Raw genomic sequence first — 26073 nt, 5'->3', positions numbered from 1 at the left:
AACTGCTGACATAGGAACCTGGCTTATTTGTTTAGGCCTATGAACCGCATTATGGGCACTCGCATACCTTGTAGCATCAGTTGGCTATGAGGGGGGCGCTGTTGCGCTATGGGAATCCAGTTAACGGCAATCCATTATGTATATCTGGCGTTCATCGTGTTCATTATGGCGCTGCTCATCAAGCGGCGCGATACGACAATGATTTGTGTAACCGGCATTTTTGTTCTTGGGCTCCTGGCGACAGAGACGCTTGGCGGTTCGGTATCGGGAGTGTTTAACTCTTTTGTCTACGCCACAAAGGAGCTAATGGGAACGATTATGATCATTTCGATTATCGTGGCGATGAGCCAGGTCTTAAGATTTACTGGCATCAACGAGACGATGGTCTCCCCGCTGACCCGGTTTCTCCGCACGCCGGCAATGGCGTATTGGGGAATCGGCATCATAATGCTGCTTTCCTCCCTCTTTTTCTGGCCTTCGCCCGCGGTGGCTCTGGTGGGCGCCGTTCTGCTGCCGGCGGCGCTCCGGGTCGGCCTGCCCGCGCTCGGAGCCGCGATGGCCATGAATTTGTTCGGCCACGGCATCGCCCTCTCCGGCGATTACGTTATTCAGGGAGCGCCCAAGCTGACGGCGGACGCCGCGGGCCTTCCGGTCGCCAGCGTCATGGAAGCGAGCGTTCCGCTCGTTATCGTCATGGGAATCGTGACGACAACGGCAGCCTTCTGGATGATGCGCAGGGATCAGAAGAACGGAACCTGGCAAGACGGCCTGGTAAATACAGAGGGAACGGCAGATGTATTTGAGGATTCCTTAAGTCATCCCCTTCAGCCGGCTGCTCTTGCTCCGAAGGTGAAAAAGAGCCTTGCCATTGTCATCCCGCTGCTGTTTCTTGCTGATGTGGCGGCGATGTTCCTTCTGAACCTTCAAGGCGGCGACGCCACAGCCCTGATTGGCGGGACGGCGGTGCTCATCCTGATTGCCGTCACCTTGCTCGCCCACCGCAATCAGGGGCTTGAGCAAATGACCTCCTACCTCATCGAAGGCTTCGTCTTCGGCTTCAAGGTGTTCGGTCCCGTCATCCCGATTGCGGCTTTCTTCTACCTCGGCGACTCAGCTTTCACCGAGCTGTTCGGCAAGGTCCTCCCCGAAGCCTCGCATGGCATCGTCAACGACCTGGGTGTTGCGCTGGCCAACGCCGTGCCGCTTAACGGGATCTTCGGCGCCATTACACTGACCCTTGCCGGCGCCATTACCGGACTTGACGGCTCCGGCTTCTCCGGCATTTCGCTGGCTGGCTCCATTGCGCATTTGTTCGCTACAGCTATCGGCTCCGGGGCCGCCACGCTGACGGCGCTTGGCCAGGTAGCCGCTATTTGGGTGGGCGGCGGAACACTCATCCCCTGGGCGCTTATTCCGGCTGCAGCCATCTGCGGCGTTAGTCCGTTCGAGCTGGCGCGCCGCAATTTGAAGCCCGTGCTGATCGGCCTTGCGGTCACCACTATTGTCGCCATGTTTCTCGTGTGACTCCCCCATTTTTCGTCGTCAGACGACAGCGGCGTTCTTCCCGATGCGACGCATGGCGACGTGATTCTACAATTGATAGTTCTGTACAGAACCACTATGCTCCTCGTACCCTCATGTCTCGGATAGCCGCCTACAAGACGGGATAGCCGGACGAACCGCATAGCCGCTTCGCTCGGTCATTTTTTATCCGATATATCTACAAACGCACTCACAGAAGCTGGGCGGGGCAGGGCAGGGCCCAATCCCTATCTGGCATTGGCCGCCAAGCCTGTGCTATGATGATCTCCTGAATACGATAGCATCGGATAAAAGATGAAGAAGGAGTGGGGATCAATGCTTGCGATTTTGGGCTACACCGTTGAACAGATCCGGGACCCGTTCGGCATTATTGCAGGGACCCGTTACGAGTTTGTGATTAACCTTGAGATTGCGGAAGAGGACGAGCTTTATTCGGAGAACGGGGTCAGTGTCCGGGCAGTAGTCAAAGAGGCTGACGGAGAGGTGAGCGTCGTTACATATGATGTCATGGAAACGACGACGCATCGGATTCTTGAATTCGACCTTGAGGATGATGAGGAAGAAGAGCTGGCCGCTTTTTGCAAGGAGCATTTGCCCGAGGAATAACTCAAGGATTCATTAGCTCCATTTAAGTATGAGGCTCTGAGCTGGCGCCCGGAGCCTATTTGCATATCATAACTGCCAGAGCAGGTGTCTTGGGCAAATAAAGTCCTAGACGCCCATGCTGCTGTTTTTTTCATCTTCTTTAGTCCACAATAAATAATTTTGCTCCAGTGTACGTATATGATCTATGTGGATTTGCATCGTCAGCTACCTGATAGCTGACTCCAGGCGTAAGTTTAAATTTTCTTCCATCTGAAAGTTCAGTATACAATTCTCCTTCAAGTACTAACAAAACGTGGCCTCTGTTACACCAATGGTCTGCAATATAACCAGGAGTATATTCTACCATTCGCACTCTTATGTTCCCCATCTCAAATGTCCGCCAATACGCATAACCTTCAATTCCAGGATGTTGAGTAGCGCTTATCTCACTCCAGTCAATTGTACAAAATGGAACATCCGTTATCTTCATATGTATGGTCCCCCTTAACGATTTTTAATATCTTCCTGAATTATAATATATCCTTTTGGAATATAATATCCCCCTGTTACGCCCATGCTGCCCGTTAGCTCAACAATGGACTGCAATAAGTCCGGTTGCCAATATAGGCGGTGTCTATCAATGATATTGTTTACAAGTCTTAGACGGGTAGTGAACAGCGGGGTATAGTAAGAGATAATAATCCGCATAACGAGGTGCCTGCCGTGATTCAAACCGTACTCTCCACTCTGATCGAAGTCGTTGTCCCTTTATCGGTTCCAATTATTGGCGGTGCGCTAATAGAACGCTTTCAGCGCCTGGATACGAAGCCGCTGCTTACGTTGTACCTGTATTTTTTAAGCCCTGCCATCATTCTGGACACCCTGGCCCATGCGAAGATTTCGTTTGACGACATCTATTTGACGGCGGCGTTCACCCTGCTGAACGTGCTGCTTCTGTGGGGGACCGCAAGCGGCATCAGTAAAGTTATGAAATTCTCCGCGCCCGACCAGGCGGGATTGACGCTTGTTTCCGTCTTGACCAACAGCGCAAACTATGGGATTCCGCTGGTTCTGCTCGCCTTTGGACAGGCGGGTCTTGATAAAGCTTCTGTCTATATCATTGGGCAGATGCTTATCATCAATACGCTTGGCGTTTATTTTGCAGCACGATCCCATTTTTCCGTGAAAAACGCCGTCAAATCGGTACTCTCCCTTCCCGCGATCTATGCCGCCATACTGGCGATGCTGCTCAGGGGATTTGATCTGCATTTGCCTGCCGAAGTGGCTAAAGGAATCAACATGGCGGCAGGAGCCTACTCCCCGGTTGTGCTGGCAATTCTGGGCGCACAGATGATGAAGGTGGGGACGATGCCAAGCCCAAAGGGAGAACGGACGGCGTTCTGGATAGGCATAGCGGTGCGGATGCTGATCGGTCCCCTGCTGGCGCTGTTGGTTCTAAATCTGCTGGGAATTTCCGGGAAGCTCCATTCCGTTCTCTTTATTCTTGCCTCCATGCCGGTGGCGGTTAACGCGGTCATTCTGGCAGAACGCTTCAACGCTTCTCCGCTGTTTGTGTCCCGCTGTATTCTATGGACGACGCTCGCTTCCTTTCTGGTGCTGCCATTGCTCATCGCATTGGTGAGCGGATAAGGTAAATTCATCCGGGGTTTGACATGAAACCAAAAGGTTTTGTATAATCTGAAACGAAACCAAAAGGTGTTATTTCAAAAAGCAGCGAAAGAGGGATATCTCATGGAAGATAAACATCAGGGCGCCATGCCGGATATCGTGCAAACGGTCATTATTGATGCGCCGATTGAGCAGGTTTGGAATAAAGTAGCGACATTCGAAGGAATTGCCGCGTGGTTTATGCCAAATGACTTTCAGCCGGAAATCGGGCATGAATTTCATCTGCAATCTCCTTTTGGACCATCGCCGTGCAAGGTAACAGAGCTTGATCCGCCTCATAGATTGGCTTTCACCTGGGATACCGAGGGGTGGAAGGTTTCTTTTCAACTGAAAGAACTGGATGGAAAGACGGAATTTACGCTTATTCATGGCGGCTGGAAGCAGCCTGACGAGATCATCGGAAAAGCGGGCGAGAAAAGCTCAGTCATTCATGGCCGAATGGCGGGCGGCTGGGTATCGATCGTGCAGGAGCGGCTGACAAAGGCGGTTGAAGCCTAAATGGCGGCAGCGGAGAAGCATGATGTATTCCAGGCGATTGCCGATCGGACCCGCAGGCAGGTGCTTCGGCTGCTTTCCGAGAAAGAAAGGCCCATCTCTGAAATTACCGCTCATTTCTCGGTAAGCCGCACAGCCATTGCCAAGCATCTGCATATCCTGTCGGAAGCGAAGCTGGTCAGCGGCCGGAAGGTCGGAAGAGAGAAGCTGTACCGGCTGCAGCCCGAGCCACTGGGGGAACTTCAGGAATGGCTGTCCTACTATGAGCGGTTCTGGAGCAACAAGCTGTCCATCCTGAAGCATACCCTAGAAAAGGAGAACTAAACAAAACCGGTCAAACACATGATTTTGTGCATTGACCGGTTTTTTTGGCGGACAAACGGCTGTGGAGCTTTCTCATTCAAAAGGATAGACAACGCCCCACTGTCCTCTGACATTGCTCATGATTTCCATAACGTCCAGGGACAGCTGAAGCGTGCCGCTGCGGCCTGCCGCAATGAACTGCTCCATACCCTTGATTTCATACTGGAGGGCCTCGTCCGTATTCCCGGTTTCAATCGTTTCCGAAGTTCCGTCAAGATACTGGATAACGGCCTTGGAAGCGCGAGGGAAGTTGTCCACGGTGATAAATCCGTTCTCTCCTGCGACAACGCCTCTTTTCGGCATTTTGGCCCGCATCGTCAGGGAGACAACCGCCATCTCGTCGGCATCATTTTTCAGAATAATGCCCGATTGCTCATCAACGCCGGTCTCGAACGGCTTGAAGGTCGTAAGAACCTCTTGCGGCTGGGCTGACAGGAAGAACCGGGCAAATGACAGGGCGTAGGTGCCGATATCGAGCAGCGCTCCCCCTGCCAGATCCTTGCTGAAGAACCGGTTATTCACGTCGTATTCCTTATGGCTGCCGAAGGAGACCTGGATCATTTTGAGCGGGCCAATCTTGCCGGAGTCTACGATCTGCCGCAGCTTGTCATACAAAGGCATATGATAAATCGTCATCGCTTCCGCCACGACAAGGCCTTTTTCTTCAGCCAGAGCCGCGATTTCCCGAAGCTGGGCGATGCTGACGGTAATCGCTTTTTCCGCGAGTACATGCTTGCCATGCTTCAGACTCTCGATAATATATTCATAGTGATTGCTATGGGGTGTGGATACGTAGACCGTATCGATTTCGGGGTCCTGCAGCATTTCAGCATAATCCCCATAAGCTTTGGCTGCTCCGTATTGCTCGGCAAAGAGCTGTGCTTTATCCAGACTGCGCGATCCCACTGCGTACAGCGTGCCGCCGCATTTCTTAAGAGCCTCGGAGAATTCCTGGGCAATGCCGCCCGGTCCGATAATGGCCCACTTGATTTTACTCATGAAAATCCCTCCGTTTCGCATGGCTGGACTGGTTCAAAGCACATATGTGCGTTTTACTAAAAAAAGTGCTAAACATCCGCCTAGAGTATATAACCAGGCGATTAATCTGTCAAATCATGCGGATCAATCATCAGAACCTCATCTTGTAAGGATACGGCATAGCGTGTAGTTGTAATGCCGCTGTGGACCTTTTGCCTGTTTATTGTCGTGATGAATACGACGATGTTCAACGTATCGCTACCCAGCATTATCGGGGATCTTCATATTTCAGCCGACCTTGGGTCATGGGTTATCTCCAGCTATTCTATCGGATACGCGCTGTCGACGGTCATTTACAGCAGGCTCTCCGATCTCGTGCCGATCCGCAGGCTGCTCATCATTGGGCTCACGACGCTGGGCCTGTCTTCTGTGCTTGGCATTTTCGCGCATGATTTCCGCCTGCTGCTTACCCGGATTCTGCAATCGGCAGGAGCAGGCGTCATGGCGGGCCTTGGCCTTGTGCTGGCCAGCCGGTATATTCCGGCCTCACGCCGCGGCGCGGCGATTGCGATGATCTCGGCGGGCAGCGCCATGGCCTTCGGCCTTGGGCCGATCGTCGGCGGTCTCATTAGTGAGTATTTCGGCTGGAACGGCCTGTTCGCCGTTACTTGTCTGGTGCTGCTTGTAATGCCGGTTCTCCTCATTCTGCTTCCAAGAGAGCAGCCGCGCAAGGCGGCCTTCGACCTAACCGGAGCGATCCTTGTCGTCGTTAATGCGGCCACGCTGCTTGCCGCCATCACCGGGCGATCGGCGGTTTGGCTGGCGGTCAGCCTGGCCTCTTTCGGCGCGCACGCCTTGCATCTAAAGAGAACGAAGCAGCCCTTTATCAGCCCCAAATTGTTTGCCAATCCGGGTTACGGAAAGCTGGTCGTTATCGGCTTCTGTGCTCTCGTGCTGAATTTAGGGAATCTGTTCCTGATGCCGCTGGCGCTGGCCAATGTATTCGATCAATCGGCGCTGACCATCGGCCTTATAATTGCACCCGGAGCCATTCTGTCCGCGTTCCTGACCCGCTTCGTCGGGCATTGGATCGACAAATATGGCAACCTTCGCTTTTTGCTGCTGGGCCATGTCCTGCTCGCAGCCGTATTAACCCTGTTCAGCTCTTCGCTTGCATCGTCGCCGTTTGTTATCCTGTTCGGTTATGTAGTTTTCTCGCCTTCTTTTTCTGCGACGCTGGCGTCCCTCAACAATGAAGCCAGCATGCTGCTTCCCCGCGAAATGATGGGGTCGGGCATGGGGTTACTACAGCTGAGTGAACTCTCCCCCACTTAGCTTACGCCTGAAGTGGGGGCTTCTGTTGGCATCGATACAGGGTTGCACACGCTGCGAGCTTCATGATCTAAAGACTCAGTGCCTGTTGCACCCGAATGAGGGAAGCCAACGTCCAATACGTTCGTTTTGCCAATGAAGGGTCTTTTGCCTCCAAGGACAACCACATCTTTTCAGATGTGGCTTTTTGTATATTACGTAGCACGTATCGTGCGCCGATGTTATATGAGGCATTAAGGTCCGCGTGATACGTTTTGCCTGTTGCGAATACAGCAACATCACGCTTCGTGTTGCGTTGTACAAACCCACTGCCATCAAAGGCAAGCGCACTTGTATTCGCAGGGTTGACCATAGAAACTCGCATCCCCAAGAAATGCGCCATTTCGGTCACTTTTGTCTGGATGCGACGTTTGGCCCAAAACTGGAGTTTGGCACGAAACCGTTTGGCTCCCCACGTTCCTTTAGGCAGACGCATCTTGCCTAAATACTCCATGACAATGACCTCTGCGCGGTGCTTTTGGGCAAAGGCGATGATTTGATGCGCGGTATCGTGGACGATGTGCGTCTGTAAGCCGTTCATCCGCCGCCAGAAATTCGGTTTTACGCCTATACCAGATTGTCGCTGGGCTTGTTTCAGTTTGCCTGTGATTTGACGCATCCGGTCTTTTTCTTTGGCTTGGTTGATAAAGGTCCTCGCCAAGACAGTGCCGCCTGCGTCCATCACGGAACAGACTGCGGAATTCGTTAGCCCTAAATTCAACGGCACACACCCGCTGCTTGGAAAATTCCGTCTGAGTCAACTTCACATCCCCCTCATAGGCGATATGAAGGGCATAGCGTTTTCCTTTCCGAACCAATGTGGGGCTGCATTCTTTCATGCTCCATACGTTACGTTTGAATAGGTCTTGCCCCTTAAAGGTAATGGGGAGCCAGACCCAATCGCCTTGATGAAATACCTTGATGTTGGCTGCCCTTTCGGAGGTTCGAATGAACATATTGCCTTTGTACAAGCAAGGGAACGCCTGAGGCTGAGCTTGGAGTGTCGGCGGTTTCGTAAAGCGTTTCCCTTCTTGCTGGGCGTGTTGCCGCTTGGCTTGCCAAAACTCAAAACGGGAATGATGACTTTTCACCATGCCAAACGCCTCCGCAATGGCACTTCTGCGGAAGTACGAAGGAAACTTATAAAAGCGTTGATCAAACTCAGCATAGAACGGATTCGGATTATGCTTAGTACGGTGAATCAGCCGTTCTACCGCCGTCACCACCGCTTGGGTGGAAAACGATTCCAAGTCCATAAACTGCTCATGAATGACCGTAATCAAGAACGACAGCGCCTCTTGATACACATGGAGAGTCGCATCCAGCATGCGGTGGTGAGACGTAATCGGATGTTTGAGTGTTTTGATCACCTTCATGAGATACACCTCCATCGCATGTTTGATGGATCAAGCATAACACAGGAACGTATGTTTGGTAAAGCGGACGTGTCTAACCCCCACCTTCGCTGTTGGCTTAGAGGCGGGGGACTGCGACACTAAATCTGTTCAATTCTTCGGCGGTTCCGTCTCGGTTGCGGTGTGCGGGCTGCTTCTGCATGTTCAGCGGAATGCCGGGCCGGCGAGCGCATACCAGCATGTGTATTGGCTGCTGCTTACAGTCAGCTTGGTTTCGCTCGGGCTTGTACAGTGGTACCGGCGCGGGAGAGCACGCGCAGCCTCGGATGATGAACGATGGAATGTTACGTCAGTTTGAAATACATGGAGTTTTCCTTACATACTTCATATCGTCAATCTGGTCAATGAGGAATTTTGCTATATCTTCATTCGTCATCGTTCTACCCGGTACATCCGTTAAATTTTCCTTGATGATCCCCGTTTCCGAGCCCTCGACTACAAAGGGTAAACGCACAAGCGTCCATTCAATATCACTTTTCATCAGAAGAGTTAGTTCCTTCTTCTTATCCATGATCATCTTTCGGAGCAGAATTTCAAACAATTTTGCCGCCACCCGGTTGATCAATGACTTGCGGTCGCCATCTACGTTAATAGATCCGCCGGTAACGCCAATATACCTGCGGATGCCGTACTCGTTCATTACCGTAAGGACATTACTCGTTATTTCGCTGTACAGCGGCAGAGCTTTTACAGGTTGTCCGAATGCATTAATGACAACATTGCAGCCATCCAGAAGCGAGCGAATGGAGCTTACGTCACGGGCATCTCCGGCGATAATCTGTATTCTGTCATCATGGTAAGTCAATTTTTCCGGATTCCTGACAAGCATGCGAACGCTGTGGCCGCTTTCCAGCGCTTTTTTCGCGAGGTAACGGCCTGCTCTGCCAGTCCCCCCAATAATTGCAATCTGATAAGTTGTCTTCAAAGCAGTCTCCCCCATATATGTGAACAGTAAAAGCTCCTGAGATCAATCCGAACTTTTCGGCACAGCCCGTTCTAAGCTCATCGGTTCATTGAAACCGCTGTGAAAGATATTTCGCGGACCAGCCCCGGTATAAAAAACAACGGATAAAGGAGAAGGTACAGATTGGGGAATCCACCAAGCCAGGTCAAAGTCCTGTTTGATGACCCAGAACGCTATGGCCTGCAGCCCTGAGCAAGAGGTGAGGATGAGCGAAATCAGGACCAGCGGTCTCCATACCGGACTGGTTTTGCGATAATAATAGAGGCTGAGCAGGCCGGTCGCCGAGATCAATAGGTCAAGCGGCAAAAAAGATCAATTCCAGACTACCAGCAGATGATTGTTGTAGTCCTGATACGCATACTCGGGAGGAATCCAATGAAAGGCCGTGGCCAACCAATAGACAAGAAACGAGAGATCCGTAGTTAAAAATAGTCCCTTCAGCGTACCGCTCATCTTCATTTCTCCTTTTGCACCGTTATGTCTGTTGCAACCTCTTGACCCCTTGGAATATCCGTCTTCCCATGGCTTCCCTCTCTCAAATTCAAACCGACTACACCCGCAATAATCAGCACAATGCATACGGCCTTGAACGCCGTTATTTGTTCGCCGAACAGCGCCCAGCCGATCCCCACCACAAAAGCGGTCCCCACACCCGACCAAATGGCATAGGCCACACTCACGGGGATGCCTTTCAGCGCAAGATTCAGCATGGATAGGCTAACCAGATAACAGACAACGAGCAGGATGGAGGGAACTAACTTCGTAAATCCCGCAGAGAGCTTCATGAACGTAGTGCCCGCGACTTCCGCGGCTATTGCCATGAACAGCAAGAACCAATGCATGATTTTACCTCCTTTTGATTCCGTTTAACAAAATGTCCACCAGCTCGTCCAGCGCTTCCCTAAGGGTTAGCCCGCCCGGATTTGCGGAGGCTTGCTCCATCAACCGGTACAGTCCGCCGATGTACATCTGTATAAATAAAGAGGTATTGAACTTCTCTAGGAGCCCTTCAGCCTGACCTTCCTCGATCATTTGCATCACCCCGTCCCACTGCTCCTCCAAAAAGGGGTTCAAAATATCCCAGACCTCAGGGTAGTACCGCTGCAGCTCGTACAGGCGAGTGATATCAAAAAATTGAAAGTCCTGCGGCAGCAGCACAAGCAAGGCTTGTAATTTATCCATCGTGCCCAGCTTCCGGTCATTCAGAATAGCCTGTTCACGCTTTTTGACTTCATCAATGGCCTGCTCGACCAGTTCACGGATTAATTCTTCCTTGGAGGCATGACATTCGTATATCGTTTTCGTGCTGATCCCGCACTGCTTGGCCATTTCTGCCATCGTAAACCGAAAGCCTCTTTTAAAAATTTGCTGTTTGGCCTGAGCAAGTATTCTTTGCTTCATCATAACGAGACAATAAGCTCCCTTCTCACAGATAAAGAAAATGAGGAAAATATTTTTGTTTCTATATTTTATTTCTGGGCAGATCCTTTTGTCAACGCAAAGAAAAGGATTGCCTACGGAGGACAAGACGCTTATTCTGTTATGGGAAGGATTTACATTGCCCGGCTGCTCCAAAATGAAACATTAGGCCGACGTTCCACGTATTAAAGGTACAAATGAATCATGAGGGGAATGATATTCTCTTGGAAAATGGAATGAGTGTTATTTTATATGAAAAAATGCCGGATGGCTCGCTGAATGCGATCGAGGAGCGCGTGTGGAGCGCTATTATGGTCGCCTCGCTGGAGCATGTTAACTATTTGGTAGTCGGAGGCCGCGAATTTGAAACGGTGGAAGGCAGGCTGAATGTGGACGAAGGCAAGCTTGAGCTGCTGCTCGTTCCGATGCGTACCGAATGAAGAACAGACCATAATCAAGGGAGGCACCCGCTTTGGGTAGAGAAGAGAAAACTGGAAATGAATCGCTGGGGGAAAAAGGGGTTGACCTGAGCGGCAAGCCGGTCCGCGTGCTGTCGACCTCGCTGGGCATCGCCCTGCTGGCCAATGCGCTGTTTGTTCCGGGCGCCTCAGTGGCAAGCGGCAGCTCATCGGCTGACGAGCCGACGCTCGTGTCCTGGTCTACGGAAGAGGTTAAAGCCTATTTCGACAAAAATGTAGACTGGAACATCCCGTATCCCGAAGAGACGGAGGAAGCGGCTCAGACGACCGCTGCGCCGGGCGTCGCCACATCGAACGGGACAACGGTTATTAATAATTACGGCGGGTATAACTCCGGCTTCGGCTGGGACGATCTGCTGCTGTACCACATGTTGTTTAACAGCGGCTCCAGCTATTCGCCAAGCAGATGGTATGATCATCGCAGGGCCTATTATGGAGGCACACGGAACGTCTATAAACCGCGCACTTATGACAGCACCAAGTTTCAGAACAAGCCGGTGACCGGCTCGGTGGTCAAGCCGAGGACCTCGACCTCCACGACGGGCACCATTACGAGACGATCCACGTCTTCCAAGGCGGGCGGCATCGGCGGAACATCAAGCGGCCTGAGCTCGTCCAGCTCAAGCTCGAAATCGAGCCTCGGCGGGGGCTCCCGGTCCAGCTCGGGCAAGAGCAGCGGGTTCGGCGGATGACGGAGCCCGTATTTCAGTGGCTGGAGCATTCCGTGGAAGACCGGGCCTCCAAGGTGGAGGAACTGGGCCGCCTGGGCTTTACGTGGGCCGATCTGGAGGACGAGGAGTATTGGCTGGACGGAGTCGCCGTCATGCGGGAGAGCATATACCGGGAGCTTGAGGAGGCTTCCGCCCGGCTGTGGGCGATTCTCGATAAAGCGGCGCGCTATATCTACGGGAGACATGACCTGTACGCCCTGCTGGGCATCCCGGAGGTGCTGTGGGAGATGCTGGATACCTCGCCGCTTCCGCCGCCTGGGCTGATCAGCCGATACGCGAGATTCGACTTCGCTGTGGACGAGGGCGGCAGCATCAAGCTGCTGGAGCTGAACGCCGATACACCGACCGGCTATGTGGAGGCGTCGATCGCGACGCCGTGGGTATGCCGGCAGACGGACATTCCGACGGTGAATGGCAGGATGCCGGAGCTTGTAGCTGCGGCCTGGGGCGAGGAACGGCCGGATACCGCCGCCTGTGTGGACTACGGAACCCATCTGGAGGATTCCGGCACAATTGAAGCGCTGGTAAGGCACAGCGGCCTTGATATAGAGTACGCCGACTGCCTGGAGTTAACAATTGACGAAGGAACGGTCAAAGACGGGAAGGGGCGCGTTATTAACCGGATGTTCGCTCTCTATCCGAAGGAGTGGATGGCGGTGGATGAGGGCGGCGATGCCCTGGCCTATGCGGTGGAGACCGGACGCTTGACGCTGTTCAATCCGCCCCCCAGCATTTTGCTCCAGTCCAAAGGATTAATCGCCGTAGTCTGGGGTATGTATGAGCTGGGATTTTTGTTCAGCGGGGAAGAGCGGGAAGCAATCGCCAAATACGTTCTGCCTACCTATAACAAGCCTGTATTCTCGGGGGACTTCGTGTCCAAGTCGATGTTCGGGCGCGAGGGCGGTTCGGTGCGCATGTATGACGAGACCGGCCGCCTTGAGCTTGAGGATGAGGACGGATTCGACAGCAGCGTGCTGTTTCCTTCCGTGTACCAGAAGAGAGCGGAGCTCTCCCGGATTCAGACTTCGGCGGGCGAGCTTCACCTGCTGACCGGAATGTTCATGATCAATGGACAGCCCTGCGGACTGCTGGGCCGGGGCGGAGGCCCCATTACCGGAAATACGAGCCATTTTATTGCAATGGGAGTGAGATAATTTGCGCGAGAATGTATATAACACGCCGGGAACGCGCCGACGCGGATTGCGCGGAGGGCGGCCGCTGCGCTTGGTTTCCCTGCTGCTGATCGCGGCCGTGCTGGTTCTGGCTGGCTGTTCTAACAATCCGGACAGCATATTCTCCAGAGATTCCGGAGCGGCAACGACCAGTGATGTGGCACGGGTGCCGTGGGATTACCGGGTGGTTGAGGGGACGGTCGGTGACCTTATAGGCAGCGATATGACCATCCTGCCCAATAATGATATGCTGCCCAATGACGGCAATTACGCAACAGGGGACAAGATCTATACGCTCCAGTATATGGACGCCGAAATCACGACGGATGCCGATCAGAAGAACCAGGTCCGCCTGTCTTCCTGGTCTACGATCAAATCCTACAAGGATTTGAAATCGGCCACGGCAGACCTGAAGAACCTGAAGGTGTCGGTTACGACGGATGTCGATCTGATCGGTGTCTACAAGACGAAATACAAAGACAAGACAAGAAACTTTGCCGTAGTAGAGCTGCCTTCGGGCAACCGGATCAAGCAGCCGATCGACGATAAGCGCTACACCGCGATGGCGAAGAAAAAGACAGTGCCGGTTGTGTTGGAAGAGGTTCATGATTTCGCGGATTATGATTTGGCTTATGCAAAATTTCGGGGGTGGGCGAATTGACGGTCGTTGTCAATATTCTGGTTAGTGTAATTTTCATTATCGTGCTTCAACTTTTGGGCATGCTGATCTTTAGCTGGATAACCCCGTTCAAGGATATGGAAGAGCTCAAGAACGGCAATGTGGCCGTAGGACTGGCGCTTGGCGGTAAATTTCTGGCGACGGCCATTATTCTCGGAGTAGCGGCCTATACGAACTCGTCGATCTGGTTTATGGCGCTCTGGTTCGCAGTCGGCTATGTCTGTCTGGTGGCGTCTTATTGGATTTTCGAGCTGGTCACGACCGGCTTTAAAATCTCCGACCAGCTGAAGCAGGGCAATGTCGCCGTCGGCACGCTGCTGTGCATGGTCTTTATCGGAACTGCGTTTGCAGTCAGCAGTCTAATTATTTAACCATTTGAAGGCCCGCAGGGCTGTCCATAAAGCCGTCAAGCGGTGGGCAGCTATGCGGGCTTTTGCGAAAGTGCGAGGGGGCGACTGCCATTCACTTTTTGTTAAAGCTGTCAACGATCATGACCCAAGTCAGGAAAAGAACGATCGGCCTGAGTATTCTCTTGTTTGTCGCGTTCAGCGCCACGGTCGCCTATGTGCTTGAACCGGACACGTTCGGCAGTTGGTTCAATTCGTTCTATTGGGTGATGACGACGATGGCGACGGTCGGGTACGGCGATTTTTTCGCAAAGACGGTCATCGGCAAAGTCTTTACGATTTTTCTATACATTTTCGGCATCGGGCTGCTCAGCTTGGTCATTGGAAAGGTTATTGATTCTATTGCGGAAATCGGAAGGCAGAGGAGGGTGGGCAAGTTGCCGTTTTTGGGAGGGAATCATGTCATTCTCATTAACTGGAGTAAAAAGGCGCAGGCGGCGGTAGGCGAAATTCTCAGCTATACCCCGGACAGCCATATTGTCATTATCGACGAATCGGGCCAGCATCCGCTGGAGCAGATGAACCAGGTTCATTTCATCAGCGGCGATCCTTCCTCCGACGAAATTCTGGTGAAGGCGGGTCTCCCCAAGGCGAGAGCGGCCATTATCTTTGGGGATGTACGGATCGACGAGGCCGCGCTGGTGGACGGCAAATCGCTGCTGATCGCCTCCAGCATCGAGCGCATTTCGCCGAATGTACATACCACGGTGGAAATCATGCAGGAGAAGAACGTACAGAACTTCCGGCATGTTCAGGTCAACGAGTTCGTGCTGTCGCATGACGCCGTATCCCGGCTGGCGGTAAGAGCCGCGCTGCAGGAGGGGAATCCCGAGGTGATCGCGCAGCTCATCAGCCGCTCGCATGGCGACGACATCTATGAGGTGCCGGTCGACCGGTCATGGGAGACCTACGGGGATGCGTTTCAGGGCCTGCTGCGCCAAGGCGCAACTCTAATCGCCGACCGGCACGATCTGGGCATCAACCGTAAGCTGGACGATCCGATCCCGGCGGATGCGAGGCTGTATGTCGTCTCCGACGAGGCCACCTACCGAAAAATTGCAGGCAAAGGGTGACGGCCGGCAAGGATAACCCTGCTGTGGAGGAGAGTGCTGTGGCGACGATCAAACCACTGAGCGAAGTATCGCTGAAGACGGTTCTGGAATCTTGGAATGCGTGTATATGGAGCTGGAATTGACGGACGCCGCTCCGTCGGAAAGCAAACGGCGGTATACGGAAGATTTTTAAAGAGAATGTTCATTCTGGTGAAATCTTTACCCGAAAGAAGGGTAAATTAATACAAGATGTCTAATTTATTCAGAAAGAGGGATTTATAATGAGAGAAGGCATTCATCCGAAATACCAGCCGGTCATTTTCTATGACGCGAGCGCGGACTTTAAGTTCCTGAGTGCTTCTACCAAGTCTTCGAACGAGACCATGGAGTGGGAGGACGGCAATACATACCCGGTCATCCGGGTCGATTCAAGCTCCGCTTCCCATCCTTTCTACACGGGCAGACAGAAGAATATCGACACCGGCGGCCGTATCGACCGGTTTAACCAGCGGCTGAACTACAAGAAATAATGAACCTCCACAAAGGACCATTCGTACCAAGGCTCCCGCCTTTTGCGAATGGTCCTTCTTAGTGGCCGATTTTGGTGGCCGTTTTTACGATACTTTACGGAACAGCGATCTCCAGCCGAACACCTGCACCTTGACGAGCAGCTTGCTCAGCCAGTACGCCAGCACGTAGAGGAGCAGGAACAGCAGCACGAAGGGGCGGAATACGAGCCAAAGCACAACCCATATGAGAAAAAACTGCCACCTGCCGAGCCGCTTTCTTACTACAAACGGCATAAGCAGAACGCGGTAGAACCAGTATTTCTTTTGCAAGCTGTTTAAATACTCGCTGCGGATTTGCGCATCCGTGGGGTCGATCCGGACCGCGTTCTTCATGAACTCGATCTCTTTGCCGTAATCGCCCCTTCTATCCGCCGCCCAGGCCAGATACAGAAATGTCTGGTCGTCTTCGGGATCATAGAACAGCGCCATGCTCTCCGATGAGAGCGAACCCTCAAAGTCCCTCATGTTGGCGCGCAGATAGCTGTCCGCGGCCAAGTACAGGGAACGCTCCGGCGCAAGCCGAAGCGCGTGGTCCATCTCCTCTCTGGCTGCTTGGAAATCCCCTTTTTTATGAGCAAGGTTGAATTTAAGAAAAGGATAATAGTTTTCCAGCGGGTCAATCCGCTGCGCTTCCTCCGCCGCTTCCAGGAACAGTTTCTCCTTGCCTTGGGAGTAGAGCGTCATGGTCCGCACGAACCAGGCCATCGCATTCTCCGGATCATAGCGCAGCGCCTCGGCAGAACAGTGCATCGCCTCTTCATGGCGGCCCGCTCTCATATGAATTTGCGCCAGCAGACCGTATGCGTCGGCATTCTCCGGATCTTCGAGTATCCACTGCTGGGTTTCCTGGACCGCTTCCGCAAAGCGCCGCCAGTTCATCAGTTGGAAGGCCCGCTCATAGTGGGAGGCATCCGGGCCGTGCAAGCTCATGGACATCACCGCCTGTTCATTTGATTCGGTGGGTCTTTACGTATTCGAGCACCTGTTCATAGTCCTTGTTGATGTCGCTGAAGGTAGCGTAGTTCTTCGCTGTGGAGAACCAGTCCAGTGTCGTCGGCTTACGGCCTTCAATACTCGACTTGATGTCTTTGTCCGTAATCGGCTGGATGCTGCCGCTCTCAAGAGAACGCTCGATGGCATGCTCAACCGCATCCCTGACGATTTGCTCCAGATCGGCGCCTGAGAAATGCGTCGTCATCTCGGCCCAGCGTTTCAGGTTCAATTGTTCCTGCGGCTTGCCCTGAAGCTTCAGGCCGAGAATAAGCTCCCGCTCCGCCGGTTCGGGCGGCGGAACAAAGAACAGATGGTTGAAGCGCCCTGGCCGCCGCAGCGCCGAATCCAGGTACCAAGGGGTATTCGTCGCGCCGATGACGAGCACCTCATGGTTGAAGGATTGCAGTCCGTCGAGCTCGATCAATAGCTGATTGACCAGCATGCGGTTATGGTGCTGCTGCATGTGATGGCGGCTTCCGCCCAGCGCGTCGAGTTCGTCGATGAACATGACGCAGGGCTTCTCCTGGCGCGCTTTTTCAAAGAAATCATGCAGATTATGCTCGCTTTCACCAATGTACATAGAAAGAATGGCCTGCAGTTCGACATGCAGGAAGTTGGCGTTGATCTCTCCGGCGATCGCCCGGGCGAGGAACGTCTTGCCGCATCCGGGAGGGCCGTACAACAGGAGACTGCCTCCAGCCGACTTCCCGAAGGCCTGGAACATTTCCGGCTGCTGAAGCGGCAGAATAAAGTTCAGGCGGATTTTTTTCTTGAGCTCTTCCATCCCGCCTACATCCTGAAAGCTGACCTGCGATTGTTCGGTTTCGACTAGGCTGCTCTTATTACCGTCGAATGATATCACCTTCAGTTTCGGTCTGATCCGGTTCTTGTCCTGCTCGTCATGAGGCACGGCATTCACGCCCTTTCACCCAAAAAGCCTCTTCTTGATTCAGAAGATGCAACTTAACTAGTATTATAAGCAATCAAAAAAAGAGACGCAATTTGCTCCGATGGCAATTCAAATATTGGAAGAAATAGGATATAATTAGTCGAAGCAAAATATGAAAATAGGAGAAATGTTCATGCCGTGGATGAAGGGATATCCGTATTATTTGCTGCTCAGCGGAACAATCAGCCTTTATATGGGCATTTTCGCCTGCCGGTTCAGAAGACTGCCGGGCAGGCGCTATGCTTGGGTCCTTCTAATCTTGATCGCTTTTGGGCTAGTCTCAACCGCTGCAGAGATCATGGCTTCCTCATTCAATATTAAGCTGTTGATGCGAGACTTGCAGCAGCTTCCTCTATTGTTCATCCCTCTGTTCGCCTATGCTGCCGTCAGGGACTATGTCTCTCCCTTGCCCAGCAGATTTCCGGGGAAGCTGGCGCTTCTGTCCATTCCCCTCGTCCTGGATATTGCTCTTATCTTCACTGACCCTTACCATCATCTAATGCGCAGCTCGGTAGGGCTGGTCAATACAGGCGGAATCATCGGAATTATGATGCAGCCCACGCTGCTTAGCATGGCGCTGATTGCATATGATCAGGTCTTAAGCCTGTATGCGGCTTTTCTGCTCGCAGCGTCGCTTAAGGCCGTCCCGGGGCATAAGCTTAAGCCGAATGTGCTGCTGCTGCTCGGAATGCTGATTTCGGTGATTTCGGGCATTGCAATCCCCGCTCTGAAGATCACCTTCACGGGATTTACGGTCCTTACTCTGCTGCCGTCCGTTGCGGTCGTGTTCTTTACCATCTATCGCTACCCGCAGCTTTCGCCGGTGCCCTCTGTCTCTGATCACTTGCTTGGCAGCGCTGTAGAGGGAATGGTGCTGACAGACCGGAACGGCGTTATTCTCAGCATTAATGAGACGGGTGAGAAGCTGCTGACCCGAATGTTCGGTCCCGCTCCGTTCCGCTGGTTGGGCCTTAGTATCCTGCCTTTTTTGCAGCAGTATTCTAGTATTCTGGGTTGTTATGAGAATCAGTGTGGAGGGCGGATTGAACTGGAGCCTGCCGAAGAGGAGAATTTGTATTGCAGTATATCCTTGATACCGCTGGAAGGAAGTCCCGAAGAGGGTGCAATGCTGATGATGATCAGTGATTACAGCGACAAAAAACGCTATGAGCGCGAACTGGAGTACCAGGCTTCCATTGATGATTTGACGGGTCTGTACAACCGCAGGCATTTCCTGAATACTTTCAATTCCCGGGAGTACAGGGAGGGGGAAGGGATGGCCATGCTGCTGATGGACATTGACGATTTCAAGCAGGTTAATGATGCATACGGGCATTTGGCCGGCGATCAAGCGCTGGTATCGTTTTCCTGCAAAATCCGGAATTTCTGCAAAAATGGGGCCATCGCGGGAAGGTTGGGAGGAGAGGAATTTATGCTCTGCCTTTTTGCCCGGGATGAAGCGGAAGCATTGGACAAGGCGGAAGCCATCCGCAGAGCGGTGGTAGGGCATACCCTCATGCTGGAAGACGGGCGCAGCATCCATCTGACGGTCAGCATCGGGATGATTTATACGGAAGACCCGGACATGCCTTTTGAACAGCTGTACCGTGAGGCGGACGAAGCCTTATACCTATCCAAGACAAACGGCAAGAATAAAGTGACTGTGGGCGGCCATTCCTCGGTCTCCTGATACGTATTGTATATCGAATTCATTGACTGAGATTTCTCCCGTGCTGTGGGAGACCTCGATATTTTTTTACTTTATTTTGAAAAAAAGCTTTATTAATCCCTAATTTATGAGGTATAATTTGCCATAAGGAAGAAAATTTTGTAATTTGTGAAGGTGAGAAAATGTGGGTTCTATTAAAGGATATGTCTGATGAATCGTTAATACTATTTTTACTTGCAGATCTAGCTTACCTTACATTAATGATCCTATGCCTGAGGCAGAAGTAGCAGCCTGGTATGTCTCACCAATTAATTTCGATGATGGAAGTTTGCGGAATACCCCGTTCTTTTGGATGCGTGCAAGCGGCGGACTTATGCTACAATGGGTTTGCAGGTCCAAGCGGGAGGATGAACAATTATGAACCAGAATATAAACGAGCAGGAAATGATCAGGTTCATCGCAGGCAAAACAAAGGCTGATCCGAAGGCGATTACCCTTATTCTAAAGCATGAGCAGACCTTTATTAACAGCGCCAAGGCTAACGCCAAGGGTGAAGTTGACATCGACAGCGATGATCTGGTCGACTACGTGCTCAGCCGCCGCGATGTGAAGCTGGACGAGCTGATGGTGGAGAGTATTTTGGATGCGGAGATGGACTATTTGATGGATAAGGGATTGGCTGGATATTTGGATTAAGTTCCTGCAGCAGATCAGGGTATCTTGTCAATGGGGCTGTCCCCAAAGTGTTCGTATCATAGGGAAACAACCCGAAAATGACCTCGAAATCTACGGTTAAGTGGAGGACGAGGTCTTTTTTTTTGCTTTCCGGTCGCTAAACCCGCTGGATACGAGTACCGCGCAAGGTATCATCCCATTGCGGGTTTCGATTCTCCTTCGGCTGGCTCATGCTCAACCAGAGCATACTTCTCCCAGGCCCGGCTGCGCCAGCGGAAATACATAATGACCGCCCGCAGCCACTCGTCGGCCGCATTGGCCAGCCAGACCCCGGCAAGGCCAAGATGAAGCTGGAAGGCGAGCACATAGGCCAAGGGCAGACTCATGCATACCATGGAGATCAGCCCCATGTATACCGGAAAATGGGCGTCTCCTGATGCCCGCAGGGAATTGATGATAATCAGGTTGGTGGTCCGCCCTGTCTCTAAGAAGAAGCTGAGCAGCATCACCTGAGCCCCCATTAGAATGATGTTCTCGTTGTCCGTGAACAGCCCGAAGAGCGGGATGCGGAAGGCGATGGCAACTGCGTCAATGAGTACGGTGGCGAGCAGCGCCCATTTGACGCTTTGGAACACCCGCTTGTAAGCCTCCTGCGGCCGACGCGCGCCCACAAGGTGACCGACGATAATGGAGGTGCCCATAGCTGCCGCCATGCTGAACAGGTATACATAGCTTGAAATATTAAGCGCATATTGGCGGGTCGCTAGGGCTTCCGCGCCCAAATAGGTGATATACAGCGTGAACACGAGTTGGCATGCCTGGTAAATAATCGACTCGAAAGCGGAAGGGACGCCGATTTTCAGTATTTTCATGACATAGCTTTTGCTTAGGAAGATATAAGAAGACCACTTGATGCGCACTTCCATGATCCGGTACATCAGCAGGAAGAACAGGAACAGGCAGATCAGGCGGCTGAGCACGGTTGAAATGGCCGCGCCCTGCACGCCGAGCGCTGGGAAGCCGAAGTGGCCGAAGATCAGAATATAGTTGCCGATCACATGTAGAATGTTCATAAGCAGTGACAGCAGCATCGTCTGTTTAGTGAAGCCGTGGGTGCGGATCGTGGCCGCAAGGGCGTTAATCAGCGCCTGGAAAAAAATAAAACCGCCGACAATAACAATGTACGTCTTTCCATAGACAAAAATATCACCCTGTATGTTAAGGATGGACAGCAGGGTTCCTCCGAATACGAGGAAGATCATGCTCAGCAGAACACCTAAGCCGAGACTAAGCGTAATGGAGCTTGCGGTAACATCCGCCGCTTCGAGCAGCTTTCTGGAACCGAGATACTGGGAGATGACGATGGCCGCGCCGTTTCCGACTACGCTGAGCACGAGGATGGCGATTTGGATGATCTGGTTCGCCGCCCCTACGCCGGATACGGCATCGTCCGAAACGGAGCTGATCATAAACGTGTCTACCGTGCCCATCAGCATGAACAGGAACAGTTCGAGGAAGATCGGCCAGGTCAGCTTGATGAGACTGATTTTTTCATGGGAGGGGCTTTCATTTTCCGTCTTGTTCACAGCGGTGTCAGCAGCCATGAGGGTCACCTTCTTCTTGTAAAGTCAGGATTCTCCGTTGATTCCAAAGGACAATATTAGCACAGCTGTTAGTTAAAATCATCCCTTTTTCCCGCGTGACTAAAAGATTATGGATTTCTGAAATTTTCTGCGGTTTTGCACAGTAGTATCCTCCAGGTGACTACGCCACGGCAAAGTGCCTACTTCCTAAAAGGAAATGTACTGTCTACAATAGGCGTAGCAATAAATTATATAATCACGAAGGAGCTATGACCCTATGAAATTGCAATTGGCGCTTGATTTGGTAGACATTCCCGGAGCGAAAGAAGTGGTGGCGGAAGTTGCTGACTATATAGATATTGTTGAAATTGGAACTCCGATCGTGATTAATGAAGGACTGCACGCTGTAAAAGCGATCAAGGACGCTTTTCCGCAGCTTACGGTATTAGCCGACCTGAAGATTATGGACGCGGGCGGTTACGAAGTGATGAAAGCCTCTGAAGCGGGCGCGGATATTATTACCGTACTCGGTGTTTCCGACGACTCCACGATCAGAGGCGCGGTTGATGAAGCCAAGAAAAGCGGGAAGGAAGTTCTCGTAGACCTGATTAACGTCAAGGACATCAAAGGCAGAGCGGCAGAAGTGGACGCTCTCGGCGCTGACTACATCTGCGTTCATTCCGGCTACGATCATCAAGCCGAAGGCAAGAACTCCTTTGAAGATCTGCAGGCGATCAAGAGTGTGGTCAAGCAGGCCAAGACAGCCATCGCGGGCGGCATCAAGCTGGACACGCTGCCTGAAGTGATCGAGGCGAAACCGGATCTTGTCATCGTAGGCGGAGGCATTACCGGACAAGATGACAAAAAGGCAGCGGCTGCCGAAATGAAACGTCTTGTCAGCCAGTCTTAAGCCGCCGATGAACACCGTACAATACGCGGAGGAAATTATCAATGAGCTGCAGCGGTCCGTATCCCGGATTCCCGTGCAGGAAGCGGAGGAACTCGCCGAACGGATTTTTCGCGCAAACCGGATATTCCTTGCGGGAGCAGGAAGATCCGGTCTCATGGGGCGGGCGTTCGCTATGCGGCTGATGCATGCGGGCAAGGAAGCTTATGTGGTTGGAGAAACGGTGACTCCCGGTATCGCTGAGGGAGATTTGCTTATCCTCGGCTCCGGCTCGGGAGAGACGCAGAGCTTGATCACGATGGCGAATAAAGCCAAGGTACTCGGCGCGGGCGTAGCCGCGCTTACGATCAACCCGGAGTCGACGATTGGACGTCTGGCCGATGATACGGTGAAGCTGCCCGGAGCGGCGAAAGATCAGGCGGCAGGAAGCGGCTCAACGATTCAGCCGATGGCCTCGCTGTTTGAGCAGACGCTCCTTCTGTTCTATGATGCCGTTATATTGCGGCTAATGGATAGAACGGGGCAAACGACAACCCAAATGTTCGGCAAGCATGCCAATCTGGAGTAGCGGCGCAGCATGCGTTCAGATAATGGAGAAACCCACGTCTTTCACAGGGCGCAGGGTTTCTTTTCGTTTAAATTAGGGACTTAGTACCGTTGACTCACTATTTTATATAGAATAGGTTTGAATTAATAGATATTTTTGGGTAAGGAGATTGTAATATGGAACAAGTATGCATTGTATTTAACTTTAATGGAGTGTTGGTGAATACCAGATCACTAGCCGTTCAACTATTTAACCAGATCGCTGCAACTAAAGGCTTCCAGAGTATTCAACCTGACCAGGTGGAAGAACTTAGCCGCTTATCCATCCGAGACCGTTGTAAATTATTAGGGGTACCTTGGTACCAGATGCCCATCGTTGGAATGTTAATTAAAGCAGGTTACCAGGATGCTTTCCCTACGATGAAAGCCGTGAATGGAATTTCAAAGCTGCTTCATGATTTAAAGGCTCGGAATATTAAAATCGGTTTTATTACATCCAATTCCCAACATGCTACCCGCGAGTTTCTTCAAAACAATCAAATGGATTTCTTTGATTACGAGTATTTTTCATCTAATCCTTTTACGAAATTTAGAGACCTGGATCAGTTTTGCAAAAAATTTAACTTAAAAAAAGAGGACCTCATTTATGTTGGCGACGAACTGCGAGATATCAGGGCTGCTAATCGGTCAAGGATAAAAAGCATTGGTGTAACCTGGGGCTATGATTCATCCCCACTTCTGCAACAAGGGAAGCCGACTTTTATTGCTGCCAAGCCTGATGATATCTTGAGCTTCATTGAAGGAGAATAAAGGATGTCTTTCATTTTCTTTTTCAGCTTCATTATAGGTACAGTGCTTCTTGTCACTCGCTCTAAAGAAAACGAATCGATTCGATGGCTGGCGCTTTGTAATTACTGTGCCTCAATAGGCGCTTTATCAAATGTTCTTAGAAACAATACTATACCTGCATTTAAAAACAATGGAATCTATGAAACCGTGATTTTTTTCTTGCACGAACTCTCTATATATTTCCAGTTTTTGGGACAATCTATAGCACCGTATGCAGTTTTAATGTATGCAATAGTTTTTACAAAAGTAACCCATTCAAAAATTAAAAACAGATTAGCAATTGTATTATTTATACCCGTAATTCTAATGATTTTCAGGACAAAATTTTATCCTGAGCTAGATCTTGATTTTATGTTCTTGCTTATTTGGTCTACTCCTTACTATTGTGCAGCCACTTATCTAATTTTTAGATCATGGTTTTCAGAAAAAAACCAAGCAATTAAAAAAAGCAAGTTCAATGCACTTGTTATTGTTGTCCCGATCTATTTAGGTGTCTATATTTTCAATAATATACCTGCTGCTTTTAAAATAAAAAGTGAAACATTTCTCATGACTCTTCCAGTCATTTTTGGAGTAGGTTATTTGCTGTTTGTTATCTATATTTTTTTATCCGGGGTCTTTGGATTAAAAGTGAAAGTGGAGCAACAGGCTCTTGACCGATCTCTCCAAATCATGAGTTCCGGTACGGCTGTACTTAACCACACCATAAAAAACGAAATTCACAAAATCAAGTTTTTTTTCCTCATCGCTCAGGAGGCTGCCGAGAAGAACGATCTTATAGAAGCAAAGGAAGCTATTAAATCGGCATTGCCAGCCATTGAGCATATCGACCACATGATTGAGCGAATAAAATCCAAAACCGAAGAAATTGTTCTTAGAGAAGACCGTCACCATTTGAATGATATCCTATTATCCTCTGTTCAGGGGTTTCAAGGTGTTCTTAAAGCACAAAAAATACAAATCGAAGTCAGCCTTTTAGAAAATGTCGAAATGGAGTGTGACGATGTACTCTTAGGCGAGGTTATTAAAAACCTTCTTAATAATGCCATTGAAGCTATTAACCAAGGGGATCAGGGGCTTATTAAGGTGAAATTATACCGTATTAAAACAGAGATCGCGCTTGAGATTGAGGATAGTGGTATAGGCATTCCAAACGGAGAACTAGCCAGGATCATGGAGCCCTTTTTTTCCACCAAAAAAAATTCAAAAAATCATGGTTTAGGGCTGAGCTTCTGTTACAACGTTATGAAAGCCCATCAAGGGACAATTACATTTAACAGTGTTGAAGGTATAGGAACTTCCGTTGTCCTTCACTTCCCCAAAAAGAGAATTGTGACGTCTGCATAAACTCTCGAAAGGGATGATATATTATGGAGAATAAGATTAGAGTAATTTTAGTTGAGGATGAACCTTTCTGGCAAAAGAATATTTCAAAATACATTAATAAAGAAAATGATATCGAGGTCGTACGGATTATTGATAATGGGCCCGATGCTGTTGAAGCAACAAAGTCTCTTGAATTTGATGTCATATTGATGGATATAAATTTATCCAGGGCGAATTTAGACGGTCTAATGGCAATTAGAGTTCTAAGTCAAGCGGGCCATAAGGTCATAGCGTTAACTGCGATAAAAGAGCAAGAAGTCATAGCCCAGTCTTTTAAAAGCGGAGCCGTAAATTTTATAAATAAAAGTAGTCTCGTTGACATATTACGTGCAATTCGGGATGCGCATATGAACCAAATCTATATTCATCCTGACGGCTCTGAGGTTTTAAGGAAGGAATATTTGAAAGAAATCAGGCTGAGTAAAGTTCTTACTCCATCGGAACGGCAAGTATACGATCTAAGATCGAGAGGTCTTAATAAGACCCAGATTGCCGGACAGCTCCATAAGTCCATTAGCACAATTAAAAAACAAATTCGATTCGTAAAAGATAAGCTTAAGGAGCAAGGTATTAGTTTTTAGGGGGTCCATAAATTTGGACCTCCCT

At 50.8% G+C, this 26073-nt stretch carries 31 protein-coding genes and 1 pseudogene; 21 read left to right on the top strand and 11 right to left on the bottom strand.

Features of this window, described 5'->3' with window-relative positions; translation table 11 throughout:
- Positions 1 to 108 precede the first annotated feature (108 nt).
- Together PDUR_RS25750 and PDUR_RS25745 are read left to right on the top strand one after the other, a co-directional pair.
- Complete coding sequence (locus tag PDUR_RS25750; RefSeq protein WP_042208747.1) at positions 109 to 1524, top strand: hypothetical protein; 1416 nt, start codon at positions 109 to 111, stop codon at positions 1522 to 1524.
- A gap of 333 nt (positions 1525 to 1857) precedes the next feature.
- The gene (locus PDUR_RS25745; protein ID WP_042208746.1) at positions 1858 to 2148 is read left to right on the top strand and encodes a DUF6509 family protein; all 291 of its coding nucleotides are present in this window, start codon (positions 1858 to 1860) and stop codon (positions 2146 to 2148) included.
- A gap of 139 nt (positions 2149 to 2287) precedes the next feature.
- On the opposite strand, the gene PDUR_RS25740 is transcribed toward PDUR_RS25745, so the two are convergent.
- Positions 2288 to 2617, bottom strand: coding sequence for a DHCW motif cupin fold protein (locus PDUR_RS25740; protein WP_042208745.1), 330 nt, complete (start codon positions 2615 to 2617; stop codon positions 2288 to 2290).
- A gap of 233 nt (positions 2618 to 2850) precedes the next feature.
- Between PDUR_RS25740 and PDUR_RS25730 the strand changes: the two genes are divergently transcribed.
- From PDUR_RS25730 to PDUR_RS25720, 3 genes are all read left to right on the top strand, one after another.
- Positions 2851 to 3777 carry an AEC family transporter gene (locus PDUR_RS25730; RefSeq protein WP_042208743.1) on the top strand — a complete coding sequence of 309 codons (927 nt, stop codon included), beginning with the start codon at positions 2851 to 2853 and terminating at the stop codon, positions 3775 to 3777.
- Between the two features lie 102 nt (positions 3778 to 3879).
- On the top strand, positions 3880 to 4314 hold the full coding sequence (locus tag PDUR_RS25725; RefSeq protein WP_042208742.1) for an SRPBCC family protein: 435 nt from the start codon (positions 3880 to 3882) through the stop codon (positions 4312 to 4314).
- A complete protein-coding gene (locus tag PDUR_RS25720; RefSeq protein ID WP_042208741.1) occupies positions 4315 to 4635 on the top strand; it encodes an ArsR/SmtB family transcription factor in 321 nt (106 codons plus the stop codon).
- A 72-nt stretch (positions 4636 to 4707) separates the two neighbouring features.
- On the opposite strand, the gene PDUR_RS25715 is transcribed toward PDUR_RS25720, so the two are convergent.
- Positions 4708 to 5673 carry a Gfo/Idh/MocA family protein gene (locus PDUR_RS25715; protein WP_042208740.1) on the bottom strand — a complete coding sequence of 322 codons (966 nt, stop codon included), beginning with the start codon at positions 5671 to 5673 and terminating at the stop codon, positions 4708 to 4710.
- Between the two features lie 174 nt (positions 5674 to 5847).
- On the opposite strand from PDUR_RS25715, the gene PDUR_RS25710 reads away from it, so the two are divergent.
- Positions 5848 to 6987 (top strand): MFS transporter, encoded by a 1140-nt coding sequence (locus tag PDUR_RS25710; protein ID WP_052410406.1) that lies wholly within the window; start codon positions 5848 to 5850, stop codon positions 6985 to 6987.
- Positions 6988 to 7054: 67 nt separating this feature from the next.
- Here PDUR_RS25710 and PDUR_RS29970 read toward each other — a convergent pair whose 3' ends face one another.
- A complete protein-coding gene (locus tag PDUR_RS29970) occupies positions 7055 to 7564 on the bottom strand; it encodes an IS200/IS605 family accessory protein TnpB-related protein (protein WP_233277599.1) in 510 nt (169 codons plus the stop codon).
- The gene (locus PDUR_RS25705) at positions 7446 to 8399 is read right to left on the bottom strand and encodes a hypothetical protein (RefSeq protein WP_233277606.1); all 954 of its coding nucleotides are present in this window, start codon (positions 8397 to 8399) and stop codon (positions 7446 to 7448) included. Before PDUR_RS25705 ends, PDUR_RS29970 begins: the two co-directional genes overlap by 119 nt.
- 55 nt (positions 8400 to 8454) lie before the next feature.
- On the opposite strand from PDUR_RS25705, the gene PDUR_RS25700 reads away from it, so the two are divergent.
- Positions 8455 to 8736, top strand: a complete 282-nt coding sequence (locus PDUR_RS25700) for a hypothetical protein (protein ID WP_042208739.1) — start codon at positions 8455 to 8457, stop codon at positions 8734 to 8736.
- On the opposite strand, the gene PDUR_RS25695 is transcribed toward PDUR_RS25700, so the two are convergent.
- The 4 genes and pseudogenes from PDUR_RS25695 to PDUR_RS25680 all read right to left on the bottom strand — a co-directional run bounded on the left by PDUR_RS25695 (position 8728) and on the right by PDUR_RS25680 (position 10806).
- The gene (locus PDUR_RS25695; RefSeq protein WP_233277437.1) at positions 8728 to 9363 is read right to left on the bottom strand and encodes an NAD(P)-dependent oxidoreductase; all 636 of its coding nucleotides are present in this window, start codon (positions 9361 to 9363) and stop codon (positions 8728 to 8730) included. The genes PDUR_RS25700 and PDUR_RS25695 overlap by 9 nt on opposite strands.
- Before the next feature lie 77 nt (positions 9364 to 9440).
- Positions 9441 to 9855: pseudogene (locus PDUR_RS25690) on the bottom strand (DUF5360 family protein).
- A 2-nt stretch (positions 9856 to 9857) separates the two neighbouring features.
- A complete protein-coding gene (locus PDUR_RS25685) occupies positions 9858 to 10244 on the bottom strand; it encodes a DMT family transporter (protein WP_042208736.1) in 387 nt (128 codons plus the stop codon).
- Positions 10245 to 10248: 4 nt separating this feature from the next.
- The gene (locus PDUR_RS25680; RefSeq protein WP_052410405.1) at positions 10249 to 10806 is read right to left on the bottom strand and encodes a TetR/AcrR family transcriptional regulator; all 558 of its coding nucleotides are present in this window, start codon (positions 10804 to 10806) and stop codon (positions 10249 to 10251) included.
- A 239-nt stretch (positions 10807 to 11045) separates the two neighbouring features.
- Between PDUR_RS25680 and PDUR_RS25670 the strand changes: the two genes are divergently transcribed.
- From PDUR_RS25670 to PDUR_RS25640, 7 genes are all read left to right on the top strand, one after another.
- Positions 11046 to 11261, top strand: a complete 216-nt coding sequence (locus PDUR_RS25670) for a hypothetical protein (protein WP_156130630.1) — start codon at positions 11046 to 11048, stop codon at positions 11259 to 11261.
- 32 nt (positions 11262 to 11293) lie between these two features.
- The gene (locus PDUR_RS25665) at positions 11294 to 11992 is read left to right on the top strand and encodes a hypothetical protein (RefSeq protein WP_179945172.1); all 699 of its coding nucleotides are present in this window, start codon (positions 11294 to 11296) and stop codon (positions 11990 to 11992) included.
- Positions 11989 to 13185, top strand: a complete 1197-nt coding sequence (locus PDUR_RS25660; protein ID WP_042208734.1) for a glutathionylspermidine synthase family protein — start codon at positions 11989 to 11991, stop codon at positions 13183 to 13185. The genes PDUR_RS25665 and PDUR_RS25660 overlap by 4 nt, the downstream gene beginning before the upstream one ends.
- Position 13186: 1 nt before the next feature.
- Positions 13187 to 13864: a hypothetical protein gene (locus tag PDUR_RS25655; protein WP_042208733.1), complete on the top strand. Its 678-nt coding sequence runs from the start codon at positions 13187 to 13189 to the stop codon at positions 13862 to 13864.
- Positions 13861 to 14253, top strand: coding sequence for a DUF350 domain-containing protein (locus PDUR_RS25650; RefSeq protein WP_042208732.1), 393 nt, complete (start codon positions 13861 to 13863; stop codon positions 14251 to 14253). Before PDUR_RS25655 ends, PDUR_RS25650 begins: the two co-directional genes overlap by 4 nt.
- A gap of 119 nt (positions 14254 to 14372) precedes the next feature.
- Positions 14373 to 15362: a potassium channel family protein gene (locus tag PDUR_RS25645; protein WP_233277436.1), complete on the top strand. Its 990-nt coding sequence runs from the start codon at positions 14373 to 14375 to the stop codon at positions 15360 to 15362.
- Between the two features lie 260 nt (positions 15363 to 15622).
- Entirely contained in the window at positions 15623 to 15871 is a 249-nt protein-coding gene (locus PDUR_RS25640) for a type B 50S ribosomal protein L31 (RefSeq protein ID WP_025336995.1), read from the top strand.
- Positions 15872 to 15955: 84 nt separating this feature from the next.
- On the opposite strand, the gene PDUR_RS25635 is transcribed toward PDUR_RS25640, so the two are convergent.
- Together PDUR_RS25635 and PDUR_RS25630 are read right to left on the bottom strand one after the other, a co-directional pair.
- Positions 15956 to 16840: a tetratricopeptide repeat protein gene (locus tag PDUR_RS25635; RefSeq protein ID WP_052410404.1), complete on the bottom strand. Its 885-nt coding sequence runs from the start codon at positions 16838 to 16840 to the stop codon at positions 15956 to 15958.
- A gap of 16 nt (positions 16841 to 16856) precedes the next feature.
- Positions 16857 to 17813 (bottom strand): ATP-binding protein, encoded by a 957-nt coding sequence (locus tag PDUR_RS25630; RefSeq protein ID WP_042209722.1) that lies wholly within the window; start codon positions 17811 to 17813, stop codon positions 16857 to 16859.
- 172 nt (positions 17814 to 17985) lie between these two features.
- Between PDUR_RS25630 and PDUR_RS25625 the strand changes: the two genes are divergently transcribed.
- Positions 17986 to 19542, top strand: coding sequence for a sensor domain-containing diguanylate cyclase (locus PDUR_RS25625; RefSeq protein ID WP_042208729.1), 1557 nt, complete (start codon positions 17986 to 17988; stop codon positions 19540 to 19542).
- Between the two features lie 396 nt (positions 19543 to 19938).
- Entirely contained in the window at positions 19939 to 20217 is a 279-nt protein-coding gene (locus PDUR_RS25620; RefSeq protein WP_042208728.1) for a hypothetical protein, read from the top strand.
- A 170-nt stretch (positions 20218 to 20387) separates the two neighbouring features.
- On the opposite strand, the gene PDUR_RS25615 is transcribed toward PDUR_RS25620, so the two are convergent.
- Entirely contained in the window at positions 20388 to 21800 is a 1413-nt protein-coding gene (locus PDUR_RS25615; protein ID WP_042208727.1) for an MATE family efflux transporter, read from the bottom strand.
- Positions 21801 to 22056: 256 nt separating this feature from the next.
- Here PDUR_RS25615 and hxlA point away from each other — a divergent pair, with 256 nt between their 5' ends.
- The 5 genes from hxlA (at position 22057) to PDUR_RS25590 (ending at position 26048) form a co-directional block, all read left to right on the top strand.
- Entirely contained in the window at positions 22057 to 22689 is a 633-nt protein-coding gene (gene hxlA, locus PDUR_RS25610) for a 3-hexulose-6-phosphate synthase (protein WP_042208726.1), read from the top strand.
- A 7-nt stretch (positions 22690 to 22696) separates the two neighbouring features.
- On the top strand, positions 22697 to 23254 hold the full coding sequence (gene hxlB, locus PDUR_RS25605) for a 6-phospho-3-hexuloisomerase (protein ID WP_042209721.1): 558 nt from the start codon (positions 22697 to 22699) through the stop codon (positions 23252 to 23254).
- 155 nt (positions 23255 to 23409) lie between these two features.
- Positions 23410 to 24042, top strand: coding sequence for an HAD hydrolase-like protein (locus PDUR_RS25600; protein WP_042208725.1), 633 nt, complete (start codon positions 23410 to 23412; stop codon positions 24040 to 24042).
- A gap of 3 nt (positions 24043 to 24045) precedes the next feature.
- Positions 24046 to 25428 carry a sensor histidine kinase gene (locus PDUR_RS25595; protein WP_042208724.1) on the top strand — a complete coding sequence of 461 codons (1383 nt, stop codon included), beginning with the start codon at positions 24046 to 24048 and terminating at the stop codon, positions 25426 to 25428.
- 23 nt (positions 25429 to 25451) lie between these two features.
- Positions 25452 to 26048 carry a response regulator transcription factor gene (locus PDUR_RS25590; protein ID WP_042208723.1) on the top strand — a complete coding sequence of 199 codons (597 nt, stop codon included), beginning with the start codon at positions 25452 to 25454 and terminating at the stop codon, positions 26046 to 26048.
- The last annotated feature ends 25 nt before the right edge of the window (positions 26049 to 26073 follow it).

This window comes from Paenibacillus durus (genome assembly GCF_000756615.1).
Taxonomy (GTDB): Bacteria; Bacillota; Bacilli; order Paenibacillales; family Paenibacillaceae; genus Paenibacillus_AQ; species Paenibacillus_AQ durus.
The sequence above is the reverse complement of the archived record's forward strand: the minus strand, read 5'-3'. Positions and strand labels throughout refer to the sequence as shown.